At 37.9% G+C, this 18,816-nt stretch carries 20 protein-coding genes; 6 read left to right on the top strand and 14 right to left on the bottom strand.

The window, feature by feature from the left end; genetic code table 11:
• Nucleotides 1-128: 128 nt before the first annotated feature.
• Nucleotides 129-1,340 (top strand): ImmA/IrrE family metallo-endopeptidase, encoded by a 1,212-nt coding sequence (locus HQN83_RS01895; RefSeq protein WP_173088034.1) that lies wholly within the window; start codon nt 129-131, stop codon nt 1,338-1,340.
• Between the two features lie 2 nt (nt 1,341-1,342).
• Nucleotides 1,343-1,840 carry a hypothetical protein gene (locus tag HQN83_RS01890; protein WP_173088032.1) on the top strand — a complete coding sequence of 166 codons (498 nt, stop codon included), beginning with the start codon at nt 1,343-1,345 and terminating at the stop codon, nt 1,838-1,840.
• Nucleotides 1,841-2,018: 178 nt separating this feature from the next.
• On the opposite strand, the gene HQN83_RS01885 is transcribed toward HQN83_RS01890, so the two are convergent.
• The 6 genes from HQN83_RS01885 to HQN83_RS01860 all read right to left on the bottom strand — a co-directional run bounded on the left by HQN83_RS01885 (nt 2,019) and on the right by HQN83_RS01860 (nt 8,470).
• Nucleotides 2,019-2,213, bottom strand: a complete 195-nt coding sequence (locus HQN83_RS01885) for a hypothetical protein (protein WP_173088030.1) — start codon at nt 2,211-2,213, stop codon at nt 2,019-2,021.
• Nucleotides 2,214-2,413: 200 nt separating this feature from the next.
• Nucleotides 2,414-2,770 (bottom strand): helix-turn-helix domain-containing protein, encoded by a 357-nt coding sequence (locus HQN83_RS01880; protein WP_394353491.1) that lies wholly within the window; start codon nt 2,768-2,770, stop codon nt 2,414-2,416.
• A gap of 335 nt (nt 2,771-3,105) precedes the next feature.
• Entirely contained in the window at nt 3,106-5,070 is a 1,965-nt protein-coding gene (locus tag HQN83_RS01875; protein ID WP_173088028.1) for a leucine-rich repeat domain-containing protein, read from the bottom strand.
• Nucleotides 5,071-5,081: 11 nt separating this feature from the next.
• On the bottom strand, nt 5,082-5,450 hold the full coding sequence (locus HQN83_RS01870; RefSeq protein ID WP_173088027.1) for a fibronectin type III domain-containing protein: 369 nt from the start codon (nt 5,448-5,450) through the stop codon (nt 5,082-5,084).
• Nucleotides 5,451-5,460: 10 nt separating this feature from the next.
• Nucleotides 5,461-7,029 (bottom strand): hypothetical protein, encoded by a 1,569-nt coding sequence (locus HQN83_RS01865; protein ID WP_173088024.1) that lies wholly within the window; start codon nt 7,027-7,029, stop codon nt 5,461-5,463.
• Nucleotides 7,016-8,470, bottom strand: a complete 1,455-nt coding sequence (locus HQN83_RS01860) for a fibronectin type III domain-containing protein (RefSeq protein WP_173088022.1) — start codon at nt 8,468-8,470, stop codon at nt 7,016-7,018. The genes HQN83_RS01865 and HQN83_RS01860 overlap by 14 nt, the downstream gene beginning before the upstream one ends.
• A gap of 868 nt (nt 8,471-9,338) precedes the next feature.
• Here HQN83_RS01860 and HQN83_RS01855 point away from each other — a divergent pair.
• Nucleotides 9,339-9,581 (top strand): hypothetical protein, encoded by a 243-nt coding sequence (locus HQN83_RS01855; protein ID WP_173088020.1) that lies wholly within the window; start codon nt 9,339-9,341, stop codon nt 9,579-9,581.
• A gap of 614 nt (nt 9,582-10,195) precedes the next feature.
• On the opposite strand, the gene HQN83_RS01850 is transcribed toward HQN83_RS01855, so the two are convergent.
• From HQN83_RS01850 to HQN83_RS01840, 3 genes are all read right to left on the bottom strand, one after another.
• Nucleotides 10,196-10,666, bottom strand: coding sequence for a nucleotidyltransferase (locus tag HQN83_RS01850; RefSeq protein ID WP_173088018.1), 471 nt, complete (start codon nt 10,664-10,666; stop codon nt 10,196-10,198).
• Nucleotides 10,663-11,094 (bottom strand): hypothetical protein, encoded by a 432-nt coding sequence (locus HQN83_RS01845; protein ID WP_173088016.1) that lies wholly within the window; start codon nt 11,092-11,094, stop codon nt 10,663-10,665. The genes HQN83_RS01850 and HQN83_RS01845 overlap by 4 nt, the downstream gene beginning before the upstream one ends.
• 260 nt (nt 11,095-11,354) lie before the next feature.
• Nucleotides 11,355-12,239, bottom strand: a complete 885-nt coding sequence (locus HQN83_RS01840; RefSeq protein WP_173088014.1) for an SDR family oxidoreductase — start codon at nt 12,237-12,239, stop codon at nt 11,355-11,357.
• Between the two features lie 120 nt (nt 12,240-12,359).
• Between HQN83_RS01840 and HQN83_RS01835 the strand changes: the two genes are divergently transcribed.
• Nucleotides 12,360-12,674, top strand: coding sequence for a winged helix-turn-helix transcriptional regulator (locus HQN83_RS01835; RefSeq protein ID WP_173088012.1), 315 nt, complete (start codon nt 12,360-12,362; stop codon nt 12,672-12,674).
• Between the two features lie 64 nt (nt 12,675-12,738).
• Here the strand turns inward: HQN83_RS01835 and HQN83_RS01830 are convergent, their stop codons facing one another.
• The 4 genes from HQN83_RS01830 to HQN83_RS01815 form a co-directional block, all read right to left on the bottom strand.
• Nucleotides 12,739-13,878 (bottom strand): alkene reductase, encoded by a 1,140-nt coding sequence (locus HQN83_RS01830; RefSeq protein ID WP_173088010.1) that lies wholly within the window; start codon nt 13,876-13,878, stop codon nt 12,739-12,741.
• A gap of 62 nt (nt 13,879-13,940) precedes the next feature.
• Nucleotides 13,941-14,936 (bottom strand): bile acid:sodium symporter family protein, encoded by a 996-nt coding sequence (locus HQN83_RS01825; protein WP_173088008.1) that lies wholly within the window; start codon nt 14,934-14,936, stop codon nt 13,941-13,943.
• Between the two features lie 18 nt (nt 14,937-14,954).
• Nucleotides 14,955-15,986, bottom strand: coding sequence for a methionine synthase (locus HQN83_RS01820; RefSeq protein ID WP_173088006.1), 1,032 nt, complete (start codon nt 15,984-15,986; stop codon nt 14,955-14,957).
• A 25-nt stretch (nt 15,987-16,011) separates the two neighbouring features.
• The gene (locus tag HQN83_RS01815) at nt 16,012-17,064 is read right to left on the bottom strand and encodes a DUF1852 domain-containing protein (RefSeq protein ID WP_246254169.1); all 1,053 of its coding nucleotides are present in this window, start codon (nt 17,062-17,064) and stop codon (nt 16,012-16,014) included.
• A 407-nt stretch (nt 17,065-17,471) separates the two neighbouring features.
• On the opposite strand from HQN83_RS01815, the gene HQN83_RS01810 reads away from it, so the two are divergent.
• Together HQN83_RS01810 and HQN83_RS01805 are read left to right on the top strand one after the other, a co-directional pair.
• On the top strand, nt 17,472-17,930 hold the full coding sequence (locus tag HQN83_RS01810; protein ID WP_173088004.1) for an Lrp/AsnC family transcriptional regulator: 459 nt from the start codon (nt 17,472-17,474) through the stop codon (nt 17,928-17,930).
• 26 nt (nt 17,931-17,956) lie between these two features.
• The gene (locus tag HQN83_RS01805; protein WP_173088002.1) at nt 17,957-18,358 is read left to right on the top strand and encodes a hypothetical protein; all 402 of its coding nucleotides are present in this window, start codon (nt 17,957-17,959) and stop codon (nt 18,356-18,358) included.
• A gap of 1 nt (nt 18,359) precedes the next feature.
• On the opposite strand, the gene HQN83_RS01800 is transcribed toward HQN83_RS01805, so the two are convergent.
• A complete protein-coding gene (locus HQN83_RS01800) occupies nt 18,360-18,533 on the bottom strand; it encodes a hypothetical protein (RefSeq protein WP_173088000.1) in 174 nt (57 codons plus the stop codon).
• Between the last annotated feature and the right edge of the window lie 283 nt (nt 18,534-18,816).

The raw sequence follows: 18,816 nt of genomic DNA, 5'->3' as shown, positions 1-18,816 counted from the left end.
ATTAAAAAATGAATAGTAGCTAATAACAGCCGTGATTTATCAAAAAAAGTTATGTAATTTTACATAACTACATTTATTAATCATTAATAATGCATATATTTGATTTGTAATATTACTTACATAGCACAATGAACGACCAAGGTTTTATAAACGAATTCTACAAATTACTTCTTCCAGCAGATCCCTGGACAGGCGAAAATGGGAGTTTAAAGACTCTTTTCGAGTCTAAGCTTCAGCAGTATGGTTTGACTACCAATCAGGCTGAAAAACTACTATCTATGCAAAAGCGAACATTAGAGGGTATTCTGGATAAGTCAGCCAAACGCGTGGATGTAGTAAATCTTTTAAAGCTGGGACAGTTTCTGGGCTTGAATACTGAAGCCTTGTTTAAGATTTACCTTAACGAAGCTTCCCATGACATCATTGGAGAACTTGAAGATGCTAAAAAGAAAAGTTATATCGTTGCTAATTTCGACCTAAAAAATCTATACAAAGCAGGATTTATTCAATCAAAAACAGATTTTGATGAGATTGAGAACAGAATCATTAACTTTTTTGGATTGGGCTCAATTTACGAATACGCCACTAAAAGCTATATTCCAGCTTTCAGTCGAACTAAAAGAAGTGGTAATCTGCTTATGAAGGAATTTTGGGTTCGGTCAGCATATACTCATTTTGAGAAAATCAATAATCCCAATCCCTTTAACCGCGAAGCCCTTGTCGACCTGATCCCAAAGATAAGACCTTACACAATGAATGTTGAGTCCGGACTGAAAATCGTTAGCCAGGCACTATTCAATGCCGGGGTTACTGTTATTTATCAGCCTCACCTACCAACGACCCAAGTCAGAGGGGCGACTTTCTGCATAAATAGTAAACCCTGTATCGTTTTGACTGATCTTAACCAGCGCTATGCGAGCATCTGGTTTGCATTGATGCATGAATTATATCACGTGTTGTACGATTTGGAGGAAATTGAAAAGCAAGTATTTCACCTGACTGGGGAACCTGACCTGTTTCTGTTACAGGAAGACCAAGCCAATGAGTTCTCCAGGGAATACCTTTTTGGAAAAGACAAAGTCAAATATATCGGCGTCTACATTGACAACCCGATGCTGGTTAAAGAGTATGCAAAAAAAAGCCAGGTAGACCCCTCGCTGGTTTACACTTACTATTGCTTCGATACAGAAGCAGAAGGCAAAGGGAGCTACTGGGCAAAATACCATTCTTATCAGCCCGATGTAAAAACAGCGCTTCGCGAACTGAACGTCAACACCTTTGATAAGGATAGTATTGACGATACCATTACCTATTTAAATCAACATGTTTTTAATATCTAGTTATGGCAAAGAAAGACAAGAACACACCACAGGAAAAAACCAAGGTCGAACTGGCCAGAGATGAAGAAAAACTAAGGATCCTGGCAAAGACAGATGAAACTAAAGGTGAACAATTGGTTTTTACGCCAGAAGGCGAAACCAAGTCTCAGCCTGAGCTCAAAGATTTCTCACTGGTCAATATCGAAAACCCGGAACATAAGTTTGATCTTTACTATAAGGGCATCCAACGGCTTTTAGTTGGTCACCTTCCTAAGGGCAAGCAACATGAAAAATCCAGAAAATACATCTATGAGGAAAAAAACACATACCTCACAAGGGGAAAAAGGATCAATGAAAAAGGAATCCGCGGCGCTGACGGAAGAATGGGTTACATCACCGATGCAGAAGAAATGCTACAGCTGGTAATGGACTGGATCATGCAAAACGGTACCATGGTCGAACTCTACAACACCCTTAGAGATCTCAATGTGAAAAAAGGCTACGGCACTACCCAGCTTTAAATAGTATTACAAAATTTCAAAACATTCTCTGGCCTTTCTTCAGGCCAGGGACAATTGTAATTGCAACAAGTCTTAAAATTGGTTAATTCCTAAAAATCCAATTTGTCTCAAAACTGCCCGCTGACATCAGTGGTTAGATAACCCCATTTCTAGTGTATTTAGGGGCATTTAGATGCATTTAAGTGTAATTAAGATACATTAAGTGTTTAAAACGAACCGCTATTTCATCAGGAGAAAACACTTTATGATCAACCCAAAATCTGGTGTCATCCAACAACGCCTTTAACTCAACGGCGACCCTCCACCTGTCAACACCAATGTTTTTATTTGTTTTCCGAAAATCTCCTGCCCAGGCCCATACATTTCTATACATTCGCTTATGTACATCTTTGATAAAAGCTTCTGTGACTAAACTATTCCGTTTAAAATTTCTACCCAAACTCCATTGTATCGCTTATTCTATATTTTGTTGTTCAAATTCATCAAGCTATTCTCGGGTGGCAATAGTTAGGATGAGTAAGCCCTCCTTTTCCTCTTCATCCAATGGCGATTGTCCGTCAATATAAATGATATCTAATTCCATAAAATTTTAGGCATTTTGTTTTTAATGTCTTCAGCTCTCTCTTGAATCGCTTTTTCAATTCTTTCTTTAGAATTCTCCTGGTCTTCTGACTTCGTGGTGTTGGATGTGTGTAAAACGATTTTTGAAGCCAGTTCCAATGCCTTTTTCTCTATTAAGGCCTCTAATGAACCATCTTTTGGTACAAAGCCATAGACCAATTCCATATCTAATACCCTTCCCAACTCTCTTAAGGATTTTAGGGTGATTGATCCATCCTTTTCTCTTTTTTCGATATCCAGAATACCTTGCTTGGTAACCGACAATTTGTTTCCCAGTTGCTGCATTGACATCCCTAAAGTAGTGCGGATGGCCTTAATCCAACCACTGGGTGGAACAGCAATCTGTCTTTAGACATCAAAGCTAAGCAGCTTTTTATTTAATTGTTGGATCATTAATGATTGTTCCCCCACATAAGTAAAGGTTTAACTTGACAAACCATAAGCAAAAGTAAAGTTATAACTTTACAAAACTTACAACTGAAGTAAATGAAAGCTAATAATTCCTACTACAACACGACTCCTGCCAAATCACTGATTCTTGCTTGAACATTTACGATAATATTCTTCTGGTATTTTTAAATAAGTATATCTGTCTTCTGCGATCTAAAATTGCTTAAAGCATGCCTTCTACATTCAATTTTAAATTACAATGAAGAAGTATAATACCCAAAACTGGTCTGAAAAACCTTACCCTTAGTGATGCTAACTATATGCTCTAAATGCTCTTGGGTGAGATTAGGAATTAGATACATAGAAAAAGTAACCCCTGTTTTCATTGTCGAAATTTCTTCTGGAATATCCCCCACATTTGTTCCCGAAAACATAACTTCCCTGATACTTTTCAAGGGGATAATTTGCTTTGGAAATGTTTTGAGCTGTGTTTGGCTTAGCTTCAGGGTTTCCAGTGCATCAAGCTCACCAAATGACTCCGGTAAAACTTCAATTTTCGACATATCCAATACTATCTCTTTCAACTTTTTCAGGTTTCCAAAACTTTTAGGTAAAGTCTTAAGTTCCGTAGATGATGCATTAAAATAAGTAAGAGATGAAAGATTCCCAAAACTCTCAGGAAGTGTTGTAGCGTAACCACCCAAAAACAAAAAGTTAAGTTTCTTTAAATCCCCAAAGCTATTTGGAATTTTATTATAGGCCCCATAGATACTAAAATCTTCAAGATTGGCCAGGTTTCCAATATTTTCGGGAATAGACTGTAAATTTAGCGCAGAAATCTTCAATATTTTCAATGCCGGTAATGCTGAAAGTGTTGCGGGAAGCTCTCTTAGTTTATTTGAAGTGATGTCAAGGAATTCCAGGTTTTTGAGGTCGCCAATTTTCGATGAAAGCTTCACCGTACCTGACCCCGTTTCATAGAAGTATACTCTTGCAAATTTCAGGGATCGGCATTCACTAAAACGCTCTGGGAAACTGGCATTCTCTACAAATACATCTATTTCCTGCAGTTGTTTTAAGTCACCTATATTTTCCGGGAGGGTTGCAACCGTAGTTTTCAGGCTTTTTAAGCTGGTTAATTCTCCAAGGGTGCCGTTAAAATCAAGCTTCATTGACTTTGTTGTAAAATACTCAAGTGCTTTCAAATTAGCAAACGACTTCGGCAATACTACCGTAGTCCGTCCATCATCACTAAATCGCGGATTTACAATCAAGGTCTTGAGTTTACGTAAGTTACCAAAGCTCTCAGGAAATACCAGATTTTCTCCCACTCCATCCAGGTCCAAATCTTCCAGATCCGGATAATAATCGCCAAATATGGTAGAAATCTGAGTTAAACTTGATCCTCCCAAAATTAACTTCCTTATTTTTTTAAACGCCTGCAATGCAGGATAGGTATTTGGCTCATTAAATATCCAGGCAATGCCCGATGCCTGTAAATTGAGTTCAAGAACGTTCCCCAGATTATCTTTTATAACCCTCTCGCTCCCACCGGAAAGCTGCAGTTCAAACAAGCCTTCCTCTTGTGCGTAGTCGCCGGTTTTAATAACTTTTTTAAACTGATAATCTTTCCCGGCATACGTATAAGTATAAGTTGCGGTATAATTTGTATTTGCATAACCATGCAATTCTATACTTGGTTTTTTTTCAGGAGGCTCAGCGTAACCATCATAATATCTTGAATTCAGATAGCCATAAGGACTATCAAAACTCCAGGTACCTTTGTATTTTGGGTCTACCACTAAGGTCTTAATCGTTTCAAAACCTGTCCCTGTTATATCTGTAATTTCAATTACCAGCTCCGGTATTTTCACTTTAGTCTGCACCGCACTTGTTTTCCCCCCTGATGTCTGGCGCTTCCATTCCAGTGTATATTCCTCACCGGGTATTCCTTTAAACCGGGTAAAAGGATTAGCCTTATCTTCAAAATAAACATATTCCTCTACAATGGGGCCACTCAAAATTTTCCATTGCCCACTCTCACCAACTTGTAAGGCACTTGCATTTAAAGTGACAATAAAATCTTCGCCGGTAAATTCGGCTTCCTTAGCAACAGGCTCGTATTCTTCTTTTAATACTTTTACAAATTCCTCTTTAGAACAGGAGTTTAAGCCAAATAGAATAATTAAAAGAAACAAGAAACTATAGTTCTTAAGCATCGTTTGGTCAGTTAGGGGTTTGTAGTAAATGAGAACAGGTCAGAAGATATTTCTTTGCCGGATGCATTTTTAACATAAATCTGGTAGTAATAGGTTGTATTTGGCGTTAAAGAATTAAAAAAAATGCCATACCTGCTTGAACTTACCTGATTCGCAATGATCAGGGTAAAACCGTCTTTTTGATACCATTTGCTTTTATTGGCACCCAATTTTACCCCAACTTCTTTATAAGGAAATTCCTGAAGTGTAAATTGTAAGCTATTAACACCCTGAACCTGTTTTATTTCTGCATTCAAATCGGAAAATGCGTCGACAGATACTTCAACAACATCCTTTTTGCATCCCATCAATACCAGCAAACAGATGGCAAATAGTGGCATTTTTAACGACTTAACGTCCTTTAACAATCGAGAATTCATAAGTATATCCATCAGCTGTGAAGTGTAATTTATTATTATAATCAAAAAAGCCCCCTAAATACATACGGTCAATTCCATTTCTCAAACCCACCTGATAAAGTTTCATCTCAGCAGGATCAAATAACTTAAAATCATCTACCGCTACAGAAATCAGTATTTTTTGATCATACGCTACCACATTTTTTGGAAAAAAAGTCAAAGGATTCTTTACCGTGCCCCCTCTGTAAACCTCGTTTGATTTAAAATTATCATCAACCTTAAACACAGCAAATGTTGCACTAACCTTAAAACCCTGATCAAAAACAGGAACTAAGCCCAGCAGATACAATTGATTGTTCAAAGAAACAAAGTGATAATTAATGATTTCAGTATCCAATTTGGCTTTTTCTTCAAACTGTTCCGTAAGCTTATTGTAGTGGTAAATAAAATTATCTGCTCTTTTAGGCACAGCGGGGTACCCACCTGCATCATCAGCTAAACTGTAAACCAGGTACAACTCATTTTTATGAATAAAATAATTGCTGTTTAAAACGTAACGACCCTTCACAGTGCTATGCACTTTGAAGGGATAGGCAGTCCATTTGTCAGTAGCAGGAAGGTAAGAATAGCCTTCAGGATAATTATTAATAACCGAAGGATCATTTTCTGACAGGTGTGAATTTCCGGTAGCCGGAAAAAACAACTGCCCATTAAACTGAATACCAGCTCCCCCCAGATAGACCGTCCCACGTTGCAAATTAGCTATAACTGATAAACGCTGATCAGCAGCATTCCATTTAAAGATCTGGTCTTCTGAAAAAGAATAAATTTCATTATTCAACACAGAAGGATAAAAAATGCGCGGCAAGCTTGTTGGTTGATAAGTAAGCCAATAACCTTCTCCACCAAACACAAAATTGGCTGTTTGAAAAAATATCTCCCTTCCCTTATAATAGCCCTGGATAGCATAATTTTGGTTAACGGCATTTACCTTTCCCTTTATGTTAATTTTATACTTGTTATCCTGCAGCTTAACGGGGTAGCCAACAGTTACCCGATTAAGGTTAACCTTTATGTCTAATTCTGATAAATTTAGGTTAACCAGATTGTCACCCTCAATATCAACGCTAAAATTTCCATCTACATCACACTCAATGTTTGCTTCTCTGATTATAAGATTATATTTAGCCAGTTCCGTCGATAAGGTTTTTACATTATACTCTTTGTCGTTTATTTTCTGCTCATCATTCTGCTTATAAAATACCTTAAATACATATTCTGTATTGGGTTCCAAACTCTGTAAAGACAATTTTAGTCTATCATCCTCTCTAAATGCATTTACAACTTTAACTGCTGTAGGATTACTTTTTTTGTAATACGAAACACCGGTTTCCTGATAGCCCAGATGTGAAAGTTTATAGCTGATACTAACCAGATTTGAATCTATGGATTCCACATAAAGATTTTCAACAATAATTTCGGGATCTGTTGCCTCAGTTTTTTTGCACGACCAAAAGGCACAAATTATTACACCTAACACCAGCCACTTACAATTTCCCATCGCTATCGGTTTTAATGAAAATAAAATTTGAGTTATCATAAGTATAGGTCTGCATGTAATCTAAAAAGATATTATAGGAACCATCCAAATTGGTGGTTATCCCCCTTGCAATATGTGGAGGTATATCAGCGTATACATTTTTCGTTTTTATGTTCATGTCTTTATCAAAAACATAAATTCCCAGAAAGGTATTTAGCCCCCCTTTATCTACTTGTCCCGTAACTACGATTTCACCTTTATTATTAAAAAATGCTCCCCGTACCCATAAATGTTCCGGGTTTTCGTCATTCTTAAGCAACTTACCATCTGCACTGAATTTAACGTAGTTCAAGCGATAAAAAGATGAATTACCTCCAAACAGATAAAAATTGTCTTGTCCATCAATAAGCATCGATGTCATATCCCCGCCCAAATCCCCTCCATCAGGCAAAGCGCCATCAAACGAGAACTCTTTCAGAAATTCACCTTTCGCATTACATTTATGAACCCTGATTTTGGAATAATTATCGTTAAGTTCTCTAAGGATGTAACAGATATTCTTTTTAGAATCGAGATTAATCGCCATAATTAATCCCGACTTGCTTACTTTAGTGTGAAGCCAGTTCAGGCTCAAGTCTACAGGGTTAACAGACAATAAACTTCCCTGTTCGCAGCCAATAATGAGCTCGTTTGGTGTAGCATAAATAGTTCTAAAAATCTCTCCATTTAAGTTATCTTTATACCGCTTTTTTAATAGAATCTCGCCATTACTTGTCGTAATTTTAATTACATAATCCTGTAAAACTATTAAGCCTTCCTTCTCCTGATTATGTGTGGCTAAAAGAATTTCACTGCTTTGTAAGTCTGCATACCCCATAGACGACAATAGTCTATACCACAACATATTGCCGGTTTTATCGGTTCTTAACACGATAATCTTAAAAGTCCCTTCAGCAAAATAATCCGGATGCTGCAAGAAACGAACAATCAGGTGCCCGCCATCAGACAGCTTTTGCAAACCTACATTACCACTCATCCACGAATAGCTGTGTATACCATACTCCTGATAAACACGTCCATCGGAGGTTGGCGATAAAGTGGTGCCACTTACAGTTTGCTCAATCTCCTTTCCCTCTTTTGTTGAGGCCTTTATTTTAAAAGTATAGGATTGTCCAGGGTTTAGATTAATGAACCTATATTTGGTTGTAGCTAAGCCATCAACGATTTTTTGATCATCTAAATATATGGTGTAAGTAACTGCTTTGAAATGGGTATTGGTAACCTGCGTCCACTGAACCTCTAAAAACTGATTTCCTGCTGCCGATACTTCGGCTTTTAATTCTGATAACTGCTCAGGCTGCTCAATAAAATTATCCTCATTTTTAATCACGTTATCCTTTTTGCAGGCAAAAAGAAAAAACAAGGTAAGCCATAGAAAAGCGATTCGGGTATTATTGAACATATTTGAGCGTTAATAAATAATTAGGATAAACAATTATCGTTAACAAAAATAGATAAATAATTGTAACTTTTATCCTCGGGGTAAATGGGTATGTTATAATACACTATTCATACCTCATCCTTTCTCGCTGACTATCCTGTAATAGTTTGATTTGCGCTCTTTTAGTAGATTTTGACATCAGTTCTATCGGAGCAAGAAGAGGGATTCGAATCTATAGATTGTTCGTGTATATTTACGCCAAGTTCTTCATAATCCACATCTCAAAACAAATGGTTTAGCATTGCAATACCGCAATCGTCCCTTCAGAAAGAAAACTATTTTCACTCAAATAGATTGTCGGTTGGCTTAGAAGCGAAGCATATGATAATAATTTGTTCACGCAACGTGAACAATCAAATTTAGTGAACAATTCCTATTTTAAGGAGCCTTCCTTTATTGTATCATAAAACAATAAGGATGATTGGGGCTATTCACTTAAAATCCACCGTGAGCCGCATGACAATATTTTACTGAACAAATGAATAAGTGTGCCGGTAATACATTGATTTTTTGAAAAGTTATTTGCATGAAATTTAGTCAAAAATCAAGCAAAATGTTACTGTTGATTCTTAACTTTGTTTCGAAAGAGAAAATCAGCCAAAAATACTTGAAAAGGTCTTAAAAAAAGCGATGAGCTTAGATAAGGATTCCTTAGAGTATGCCCTTGAGAAATATGGTACACCAAGAATAAAAAAACTATTGGCCACGGCCTAGCCCCTATCTGCACAAATATTTAAGTACAACATTCCTCCATTATATTTGAAAATAATAACAGTCATCTTAAAACAATGCAGTATTAAGAGTAATTGAAAATAATCATGCCAACATTATGAGACATTATTTAAATATTTTGAAGGATATTGAAAAATATATGAATGATAATCATCTAAGCCAAGATTTAGAAAACTTGCATGATTGGCAGAATGATTTTACTGGTGAGGCAGAATTTTGTTCAACAACAGCGACCTGGCTCTATACGTTCCAGGTCTACTCCATACATTACGAAACGCTAATGGGCCTGATTGATGAGTTTGGTTCTTATTGCCGCTCAAAGGGTATAAATTTCACGTAAATACTTTTTCCGGTATAAGGTGTATAAGCGTTCCTCTTGTAAGTTGTCAATTTAAGGGGGGAAATTAAGATAAATGTGAATGGATTTATAGGGCGGTTCTATTTGGGCACATAAATATCACAGACACTAAGGGATTGACGCTGGCTAAGCCATTATTTAATTTATATCAACAACCATTTCCTTTTCAGCAGTTCATCTACGTGTGTTGACGAATTATAGGGTATACAAATGGATTCAAAACATGAATCAATTACGACACCCTGTTTCACCCTGGTATCTGCTTGTTTACCCAATAAATCGAAGTATTCCTTTTTTAGGTTGTCAAACCTGATCAGACCATTAGGGCCAGAATTACTAGCAGAGTGGGCTTAGAGTAATCCATAAGCTTTACGGACGCTATCTGTCTGCAATCCCTTAAGAACCTTAATTATTCGTGTACGGAATTTTTTTCCAGCAGATACAACTTCTTGGATTTCGATGAGACCATCAGCAAATTCTTTATAAACTATGAGAATACAGTTTTTCCAAGCGAACAATATCTTGATCAAATGTCTGTTCAGTTGTTGCGAAAAGAGCCCTTGGAATTATAAAATCCTTGTCTTTGGCAATAATTCCTAGTTATTTTTTTTTGATTTCATTAATTTTTGTAATGTTTTAACATCGGTAATGTCTTGTCTGCGTCCAGAGGACTGTTTATTCTTTACAAGATCATTAAGACCGATATAATTAATCACAAGATCATTCTCTAGTTCTATCCTTTGCATATTTAACTTCGCCTCACTAAATTTAACTCCATCAATTAGATTCAGGACATCAATCCGTAATGGTGGGTATCCTATTTGGCTAATTAATCCTTCAGTTAGAAAATCTTCCTTCTGAAAGCCCAGAGATTGTAACCCAAAATCACTAACTACCTTGAGCATTCGAGCTGCATTTTCTTCGGAAACATTGATCCAAATATCAAGATCACCTGTGTGACGAGGCTTGCCGTGAAATGCCAATGCATAGCCTCCAACAACCATATACTCTACATTGTGTTGATTCAGCAACTTAACGAAATCTTCAAAATCTTCGGCTAAGGTCATGCGTACATTCTTTTCTTTATTAGCTTAGTTTTATCCATTCTTTGCCCCTTCTTTAAAGATTGTGAAATGATTGAAGTAACAGCTGCAGCACGCTCTTTTACTGGTCTGCTCAACCAATATTCCAGATCATGTTGCTCATCATTTGAATCTTTCATCATCACCCTCCTTAATACGGGTGCTATTTTTCTAATCCGAGGTTCAGGAGTGAGTTTAGGCTTTAAAATAATATTTTTACGTTCGATTCGGATTTCTTGATTTTCATAAGCAATTTTAGCTTTACTCAAATAATTACTTATAGTGTTATAATTGAACTTTGGATAGCTTAGGCAAAAGTTTTTTAGATTAGAAAACACTTCAAAAGGATTCTCTATATTATTTTTCCAAAAAACAATGACTACTCTCTTTTCCTGAATACTTAGCGCTTCCATACTTCAAATATAACAAATATCATGATAATATTAGTCAATCGAGGATAAAATTATTTTTGTTGAAATTTATAAATCTCTGATTTTCTTTATAGACACCATATTGCGAGATATAACCACTAACGTTTTTTAATCATTCGACAAGAGTTCAATGCTCCGCGTGGATAAACCAATTTAATTGACCTCGTTTCACCAATTTAATTGTCCCCGAAACAAACTGGTTATCAGAAAGTAATCAATAATTTGCTTTTGATGAAGAGGGGTCAATAGGTTCCTGTTTTTCCACCGTATATGCTTTTTAAAAAATCTTTTAAAGAAATCGGACTTCTGCCTAGTAATTGTTTTACATCACTTTTGCTGGTTTCGAACTCTCCTCTGGCTATCGCTCCAGCGAACCTTGATAGATACGCTGCATCATCGTCAGGAACGCCTTGCTGTACAAGCTGCGCAACATAGGACGGTATGCCTGTTTGGTTATAAGCTACCGTTGTCCCTGTGATTTCTGATATTAGGTCAGCAATCTCCGCGAAAGAGACAGCTTTCTCTGCAGCGATGATATATTCTTTGGTTTCATGCCCGGACGTAGTCAGTACAACTGCTATTGCTTCAGCCATTTCTGTTATCGGTAAAAAAGGTGTCTTACCGTTTCCGGCAGGGATGGAAATACCTTCATCTAATATATTATTTCCTGAAATAATAGGAATCAGGTCAGCATACAGCGTGTTATTCATCAAAGTATAAGGCACAGCTATCTGTTTTAGGTAATCACTTGTATCTGCATGGTACTGAACATCTCCGGCCATTATACTTTGACGCAAATCTTTCATATCAAAACTGGTGTAAATGACATGATTAACTCCAGATTCCTTGGCAGCATTAATTACGTTTTTATGTTGCCCAAACCTTTGGGCTATTTCCGCTGAAGAAGATATCAACAATAGCTTGTCTACATTATGGAAGGCGCTTTTTAAAGAGTCAATATCCTGATAGTCACCAATCCTCACCTGGATGCCTTTTGATTTAAATTCTGCCGATTTGGATTCATCTCTTACTAGTGCGGCAATATTGTTTGCGGATATGCCTTTATTCAATAAAGAATTAATGGTGGCCTTGCCTAAATTACCAGTTGCACCTGTTACTAAAATCATAGTTTTTGTTTTAAGATAAATAATCAATTACTTTTGTTAGGCAAAGGAACTGAAATCGATGCTATAAAATACCCTACCTCGTTGTTAACAAAATAAAAAGTGGTAACCTTAAAGTAACAAATGGAAAATAACTTAAACCATGCTTACTGTCCTGCTATAGAAACGATAGCGCTGATCGGAGGACGTTGGAAAGTGATTATTTTGCATGTGCTTTCCAAGCATGCCAGGCGTTTTGGGGAAATTAATGTTCGGGTACCCTCTATCTCAAGAAAAGTACTAACCGAACAATTAAAAGAACTTGAAGCCGATGGCTTAATCAGCAGGAAAGAGTACAAGGAGCTTCCACGAAAGGTAGAGTATGCACTCACAGAATATGGGGAAAGCCTTTGCCCATTGTTAGCATATATAGCAGCATGGAACAAAGAAAAAGTTTAGGATGATTAACTCAAACTACTATAACAATCTCCGGTTCAAGATTTCTTTTCTATAACAAAAGCTTTCAATTCCGCGATTTTTCCATTTTCGAAGCGCCAGACGTCACAATAATCATAGTGTCTTGTTCTTTCAATAGTGGATAATCAATGTAACCAAGTTTACCGCCGCCATACATTGTTGCCCTGTCCAACTCACTAAGTGCAGCATTTTTTTCAAACCGTTCGGGCAGATCTGGGTTTGCGATGTACAGCTTGCCAAAGGAAATGAGCTTTGCAATACCTTTTTCAAGTTCTGCTTCGGCAGAAGCCTTATCATACCCTGCATTAGCAATAACTGTCTGGCGAATCTTCCTGCCAAAGAATTCAATCTCATTTTCAGCTGCACAATGTCCAGGCGAAGGGTGATTGGGGCTGCGCCTCATGAGTTCTACATAAGCAAAGTCCAGTTTGTTCAGTTCTTCAATCAGGTGGGTATAGGTAAGGGCAGGGTCATTCAGTACTATATCGCCATAGGGATGGAAAGGAGATAGTTTAATACCAACCTTTTCACTTCCCACTGCGCTGATTAATTCCTCCATCACTTCCACCACGAAGCGTATTCTGTTAGGGATGCTGCCACCGTAATCATCCGTTCTTTGGTTGGCACTTTCTGCTAAGAACTGGTTGGGCAGATAGCCATTGGCACCGTGAAGCTGAACTCCGTCGAACCCTGCCGTTATGGCATTTTTTGCGGCCTGGCCATAGTCTTCAATGGTTTGCTTGATTTCCTGGATTGTCATTTCATTGGGTATCTCGTAGTCCTTCACACCCTGAGAGGTAAAATGTTGCATTCCCCGGATAGGCAAGGGTGATGGTGCAAACGGGAGCTTGCCGTTCCTGTCTACAGAATGCGCCACGCGGCCTGTATGCCAAAGCTGGGCTATAATCACACCCCCTTTCTCGTGTACCGCCGTTGTAACCTTTGTCCATGCCTGGATTTGTTGATCCGTGAAAATACCTGGAGTGAGCGGACTGCCGGTAGCTTCTTCACTAATCCTGATGGCTTCGGAAAGTAGCAAACCTGTGCATGCCCTCTGGGCATAGTACTCTACTGTCATCTCACCAACCATACCATTGATGTCTGCACGGCCTCTGGTCATCGCTGCCATGACCATTCTATTTTTTAGGTTGACATTGCCTAACTGTATTCTTTCTAAAAGTTTCATATTGCTTTTCTTAAAATGCCAAGCACTCCTATTGGGCATAAAGGTTTCTGCGAATTGCAGTTTCACGACATTTCTTTTCTCTGGGCCATAGCCTTGGCAATGATGCTGGCGGCAATCAACTGCAGGGCATGGTAGATCATGAGTGGCAACAATATGATGCCGGTGATGGTACTGTGCTGAAAGAGTACCTTTGACATGACCGTGCCGTGTACCAATGATTTTTTAGATCCACAGAATAAGACCGTAATACGATCTTCAGCCGAAAAGCCAAACAAACGACTGAGCAGTCCTACACAAAAGAATACGGCAAAAAACAAGAGCATCATCCCTGCTGCGAGCCCCGCAAGTTCAAGGGTGCTGAAGCTTTCAAAAAGATGTTCGGAGAACGATTTACAAAAAGACGTGTAAATGATGGTAAGGATGATTGCCTGATCGAAATATTTGAGTTGTTTCTTATATTTTTCGGCAGTGGCGCCAAAACGGGAGTTGAGGCTGATGCCGATGATAACCGGCAACAGGACTTGGAGAACCAATTTGATGACGATGGCAGTGACATCAAAATCGCCTGTTGCAGAAGCAATGAACAGCCCGACCCAGAGCGGGGTAACCACTACGCCGATCAGACTTGAAATGCTTGCATTGAAAATGGCTCCGGGAATATTGCCCTTGGCGATGGAAACCATGACCACCGATGAGGAAACTGTGGATGGTAAAGCTGCCAGAAAAAACACGCCCAACCAAAGCAGCTCGAAATCGGTGTTAACGAACAAGGGACGGGATGCCAAAACCAGGAGCGGGAAAAACAAAAAGGTGGTCAACTGGACTACAATGTGCATTTTCCAGTTGGCAAGCCCGGATTTTAGTTTCTGAACACTCAGTCGCAGGCCGTAAAACAAGAAAATCAACGACACGCCTACACCCGCAATCTCCTCCAGGGAAACAGGTTCTTTGACCATGCCTGGCTGGGGCAAAAAATAGGCCAACAGGATCATGATGCCTATCATTAACAAAAAACCGTCGAGACCTGCTTTACCTAATACTTCTAATAACTTCTTCAATGTACTCTTAATATATTCCTAACCTGCAAACTCTTTACGGATGATTTCCGCTCCTGCGCTTAAAGCACTTAACTTACCTCTGGCTACTTCTCGCGACAAGGGAGCCATACCACAGTTTGTACTCGGGTAAATATTTTCGATATCAACAAACTCAAGCGTTTTACGTAGGGTATCTGCTACTTCTTCGGGGGTTTCAATCGCATTACTTGCCACATCAATGGCGCCAACCATTACTTTCTTTCCACGAACGAGTTCAATTAAATTTAAAGGCACATTTGAGTTGTGGCATTCTAATGAAACAATATTAATATTAGATTTTTGGATTTTCGGGAAAATTTCTTCGTATTGGCGCCACTCTGAGCCCAATGTCTTTTTCCAGTCGTTATTCGCTTTTATTCCATAGCCGTAGCATACATGTAACGCAGTTTCGCAGGTTAGACCTTCAATGGCTCTTTCCAATGCTGCCATTCCCCAATCGTTAACTTCATCAAAGAACACATTAAATGCAGGTTCATCAAACTGGATAATATCCACCCCAGCATCTTGAAGTTCTCTTGCCTCTTGATTTAGTGCTTTAGCAAATACCCAGGCTAGTTTTTCCCGGCTTTTGTAATGGTTATCGTAAAGCGTATCTACCATGGTCATTGGTCCTGGTAATGCCCATTTGATGGGTTGATTAGTTTGTTTGCGTAAAAATTTGGCATCATCAACAAAAACTGCTTTTTGACGTGCAACCTCATCTACAACAATGGGAACACTCGCATTATAACGGTCACGGATTTTTACGATTTTTCGGTTTTCAAAATCCACACCACTTAAATGCTCGATAAAAGTAGTTACGAAATGCTGGCGTGTCTGTTCACCATCACAAATGATATCCACACCGGCCAATTGCTGTTCATGCAAAGAAATGCGTAAAGCATCTTGTTTCCCTTCTAATAACTGATCGCCTTCTAATTTCCAGGGCGACCATAGTTTTTCCGGTGGTGCAAGCCAAGCAGGTTTGGGTAAACTTCCCACAATGGAAGTGGGCAATAATATATTCTTCATAAAATAATTTTAAGGTGTTGTATGATTAAAGAGCGGAATTTGCAGACCACTGTTCGAGAATATCCTGGTAAGGTTTGATGAAATGCTCTTCAGCATATTTACCCTGTTCAACAGCCAGTCGGCTACGCTCAACGCGGTCATATTCCACGCGGGTCAGTGAATAATCTTCGTGTTTAAGATTAGGTTGATAAATTTGCCCAGCTACTGAATTTGCATTGTAAATTTCAGGACGATAAATCTTCTGGAATGTCTCCATCGTGCTGATTGAGCTGATCAGTCCAAGATCAGTATAATCGGTAAGTAGATCTCCGGAATGATAAAAAGCCATCGGTGCCACACTGTTCTGAGGCATGAAGAAACGAACCTTTAAGCCCATTTTAGAGAAATATTCGTCAGTGATAGAATACTGGTCCTGTAGATACTCAAAACCCAGAACCGGATGCTGATACTCAGTGCGAGTATAAGTTTTGTTGCTCGATATACTTAGACAAATAATTGGTGACATCTTAAAATGCTCTTTATAAGTGTCTGAACTCACAAAGCTTTTATAAAGTTTTCCGTGCAAATCACCAAAATTTTCAGGAACAGTAAAACTAGATTTATTTTTATTGTACTCGATCAATAAAACACTGAAATCGTAATCACGCACATATGAAGAAAAATTATTTCCGGCAATACCTTCGATATGCTGGTTAGTCTGACGATCAAAAATATTCGTTTTTAAAACTTCAATCATCGGCAGATCGTTACTACCGTTCTTTTTATCAATACTCAACGTTACTGTGATGATTTCAAGCTCTACCAGGTAACGATCACCTTTTGGATTATCCAAATGGGCCAATGCATTGAATCGATTGTTAATCATATTTAAGGCATTGCGTAAGTTTTGTTGGCGATTATCTCCTCTGGCCAGGTTTGCAAAATTTGTTGTCAGACGCGTTTGACTTGCGGGGTGATAATTTTCATCTAAACAAGTGCTATTTAGCGTAAAGACCAAATCATTCTTGATGGTATCTTGGATATTTTCCATGTATTTGTTTTCGTTAATTCTTGGCGCTTCTACTATGGTTACTCTCAACAACTAACTGTAGTTGTTTTGTCTTGCAAATTTTTAAATAAAAGATGAATTAAATTGATTTTGATTTAAAATCAGATAATTTATCTTTTAATTTGCTTTTGTAAGATGATTATGCTTTTTTACGGTGTAAAAACTTATAAAAACAGAAAATTTTTCTCTAAAAATCCAGACATAATTGATTTGGCGTTGATCAATTACATTCAAAAAGATATTAAATTCACTACCGAAGAAATAGTAAATAACCTCCCTGTTTACAAATTGGCTTTTCAGAAATACAAGGCTATTTTAGCAATTTACTGAACTGTCTTGTTATTGAAATTAAGATAAATTATCTTCTTCAGACATGAATCAGCGTTTAAAAATCTGTAACTTTGTATAGTTGGTCATAAATAGAATGAAATGCTACAATGAATTTAGACGAGATTGATTTAAGGCTCTTGAAAATACTGGGGGAGAACTCTAAATACACTACCAAGGAGCTTGCTTCCATGGTCAATCTTTCAGCTTCGCCTGTTTATGAACGCATAAGGCGACTGGAAAACGAGGGTTATATCAGAAAGTATATCGCAGTATTGGATGCTGAAAAATTCAATCAGGGATTTATCGTATTCTGTAATATCAAGCTTAAACAGCACGACAGGAATATCGGCAATAACTTTGTTAAGGATATTTTGCAGATAGATGAAGTTACCGAATGTTTCAATGTATCTGGCGACTATGATTTTATTTTAAAAGTTTACGTTAAAGATATGAAGAGTTACCAGGATTTTGTTTTCAACAAGTTGGGATCGCTTGAGAGTATTGGAAGTACACATAGCACTTTTGTGATGGCCGAAATCAAAAACACGCACAATATTAGTTTCTAACTGAAACTGGCCTACTGTCCTCATCGATGGCGACCAGTGTAAAAGAACCACATACTACCTGTTCGCGAAAATCTTCCCTCATCTTTTCAAGATTGACCGAAACTTCAATAGTGATGCATGAAAACTACAATAATTTCTATTTTTACTTTACAGCAGGTAAAAACGGGGAAAATGATCAAAAGAATAACCTACTAAAAGGCTATTCTATCAATGACTTTAACGGTGTAGAAGTCTCATTTGAAAATCAATTAAAAACAGGGATGAAAGGAAAGAATCTCTTAAAAATCATCGATAAAAAGGATATCATTGGAGATATAGCATTAAAATATTCCAATACCATCGAAATTAAAAACCCTGTTTATAAAATCAATTTAATATTTGATGACAACAAGTTGTTTTCAAGTATGTACGTGCTAAAGAAAGAATAATTTAGATCGTGTAATCATAACCACCAATGAAAAGAATAACCTGCCCCCTGCTATCGAGGAAAAGGTCAATCCAGATGAACCCAGTACCCCCACTCCCGTCCATCACCTGCCCTGTCATTTTTCCGTAAACCCCAAAGCGAGAACCAAAGGTTTCCCAGGTCACAAATGTGGGCAAGCCGATTAAGAGAGAATCCCCCAACGAGCATGACTCACTGCTATATCTTTTGAATACTTTACTATTAATGACGCGCGTTACTCCAGCGCTTTACCCACTTTAGCGTGAAATCCTGAGTGGAATATAGGCTCTATCTTAGAATGAATCGTTTGTAGGTATCACCAACATAATGAGAGACTGTACGAAAATTATTATTGATGCCAGGGGCTATCCAAAGGATGGTAAAGCTGAAATGGAATGAGCCGGATATATTGACAAAAACAGGATACCCTAACCCATAATG

It is taken from the genome of Pedobacter foliorum (assembly GCF_013266735.1).
Classification (GTDB): Bacteria; Bacteroidota; Bacteroidia; order Sphingobacteriales; family Sphingobacteriaceae; genus Pedobacter; species Pedobacter foliorum.
This window is presented reverse-complemented; position numbering and strand designations above follow the sequence as displayed.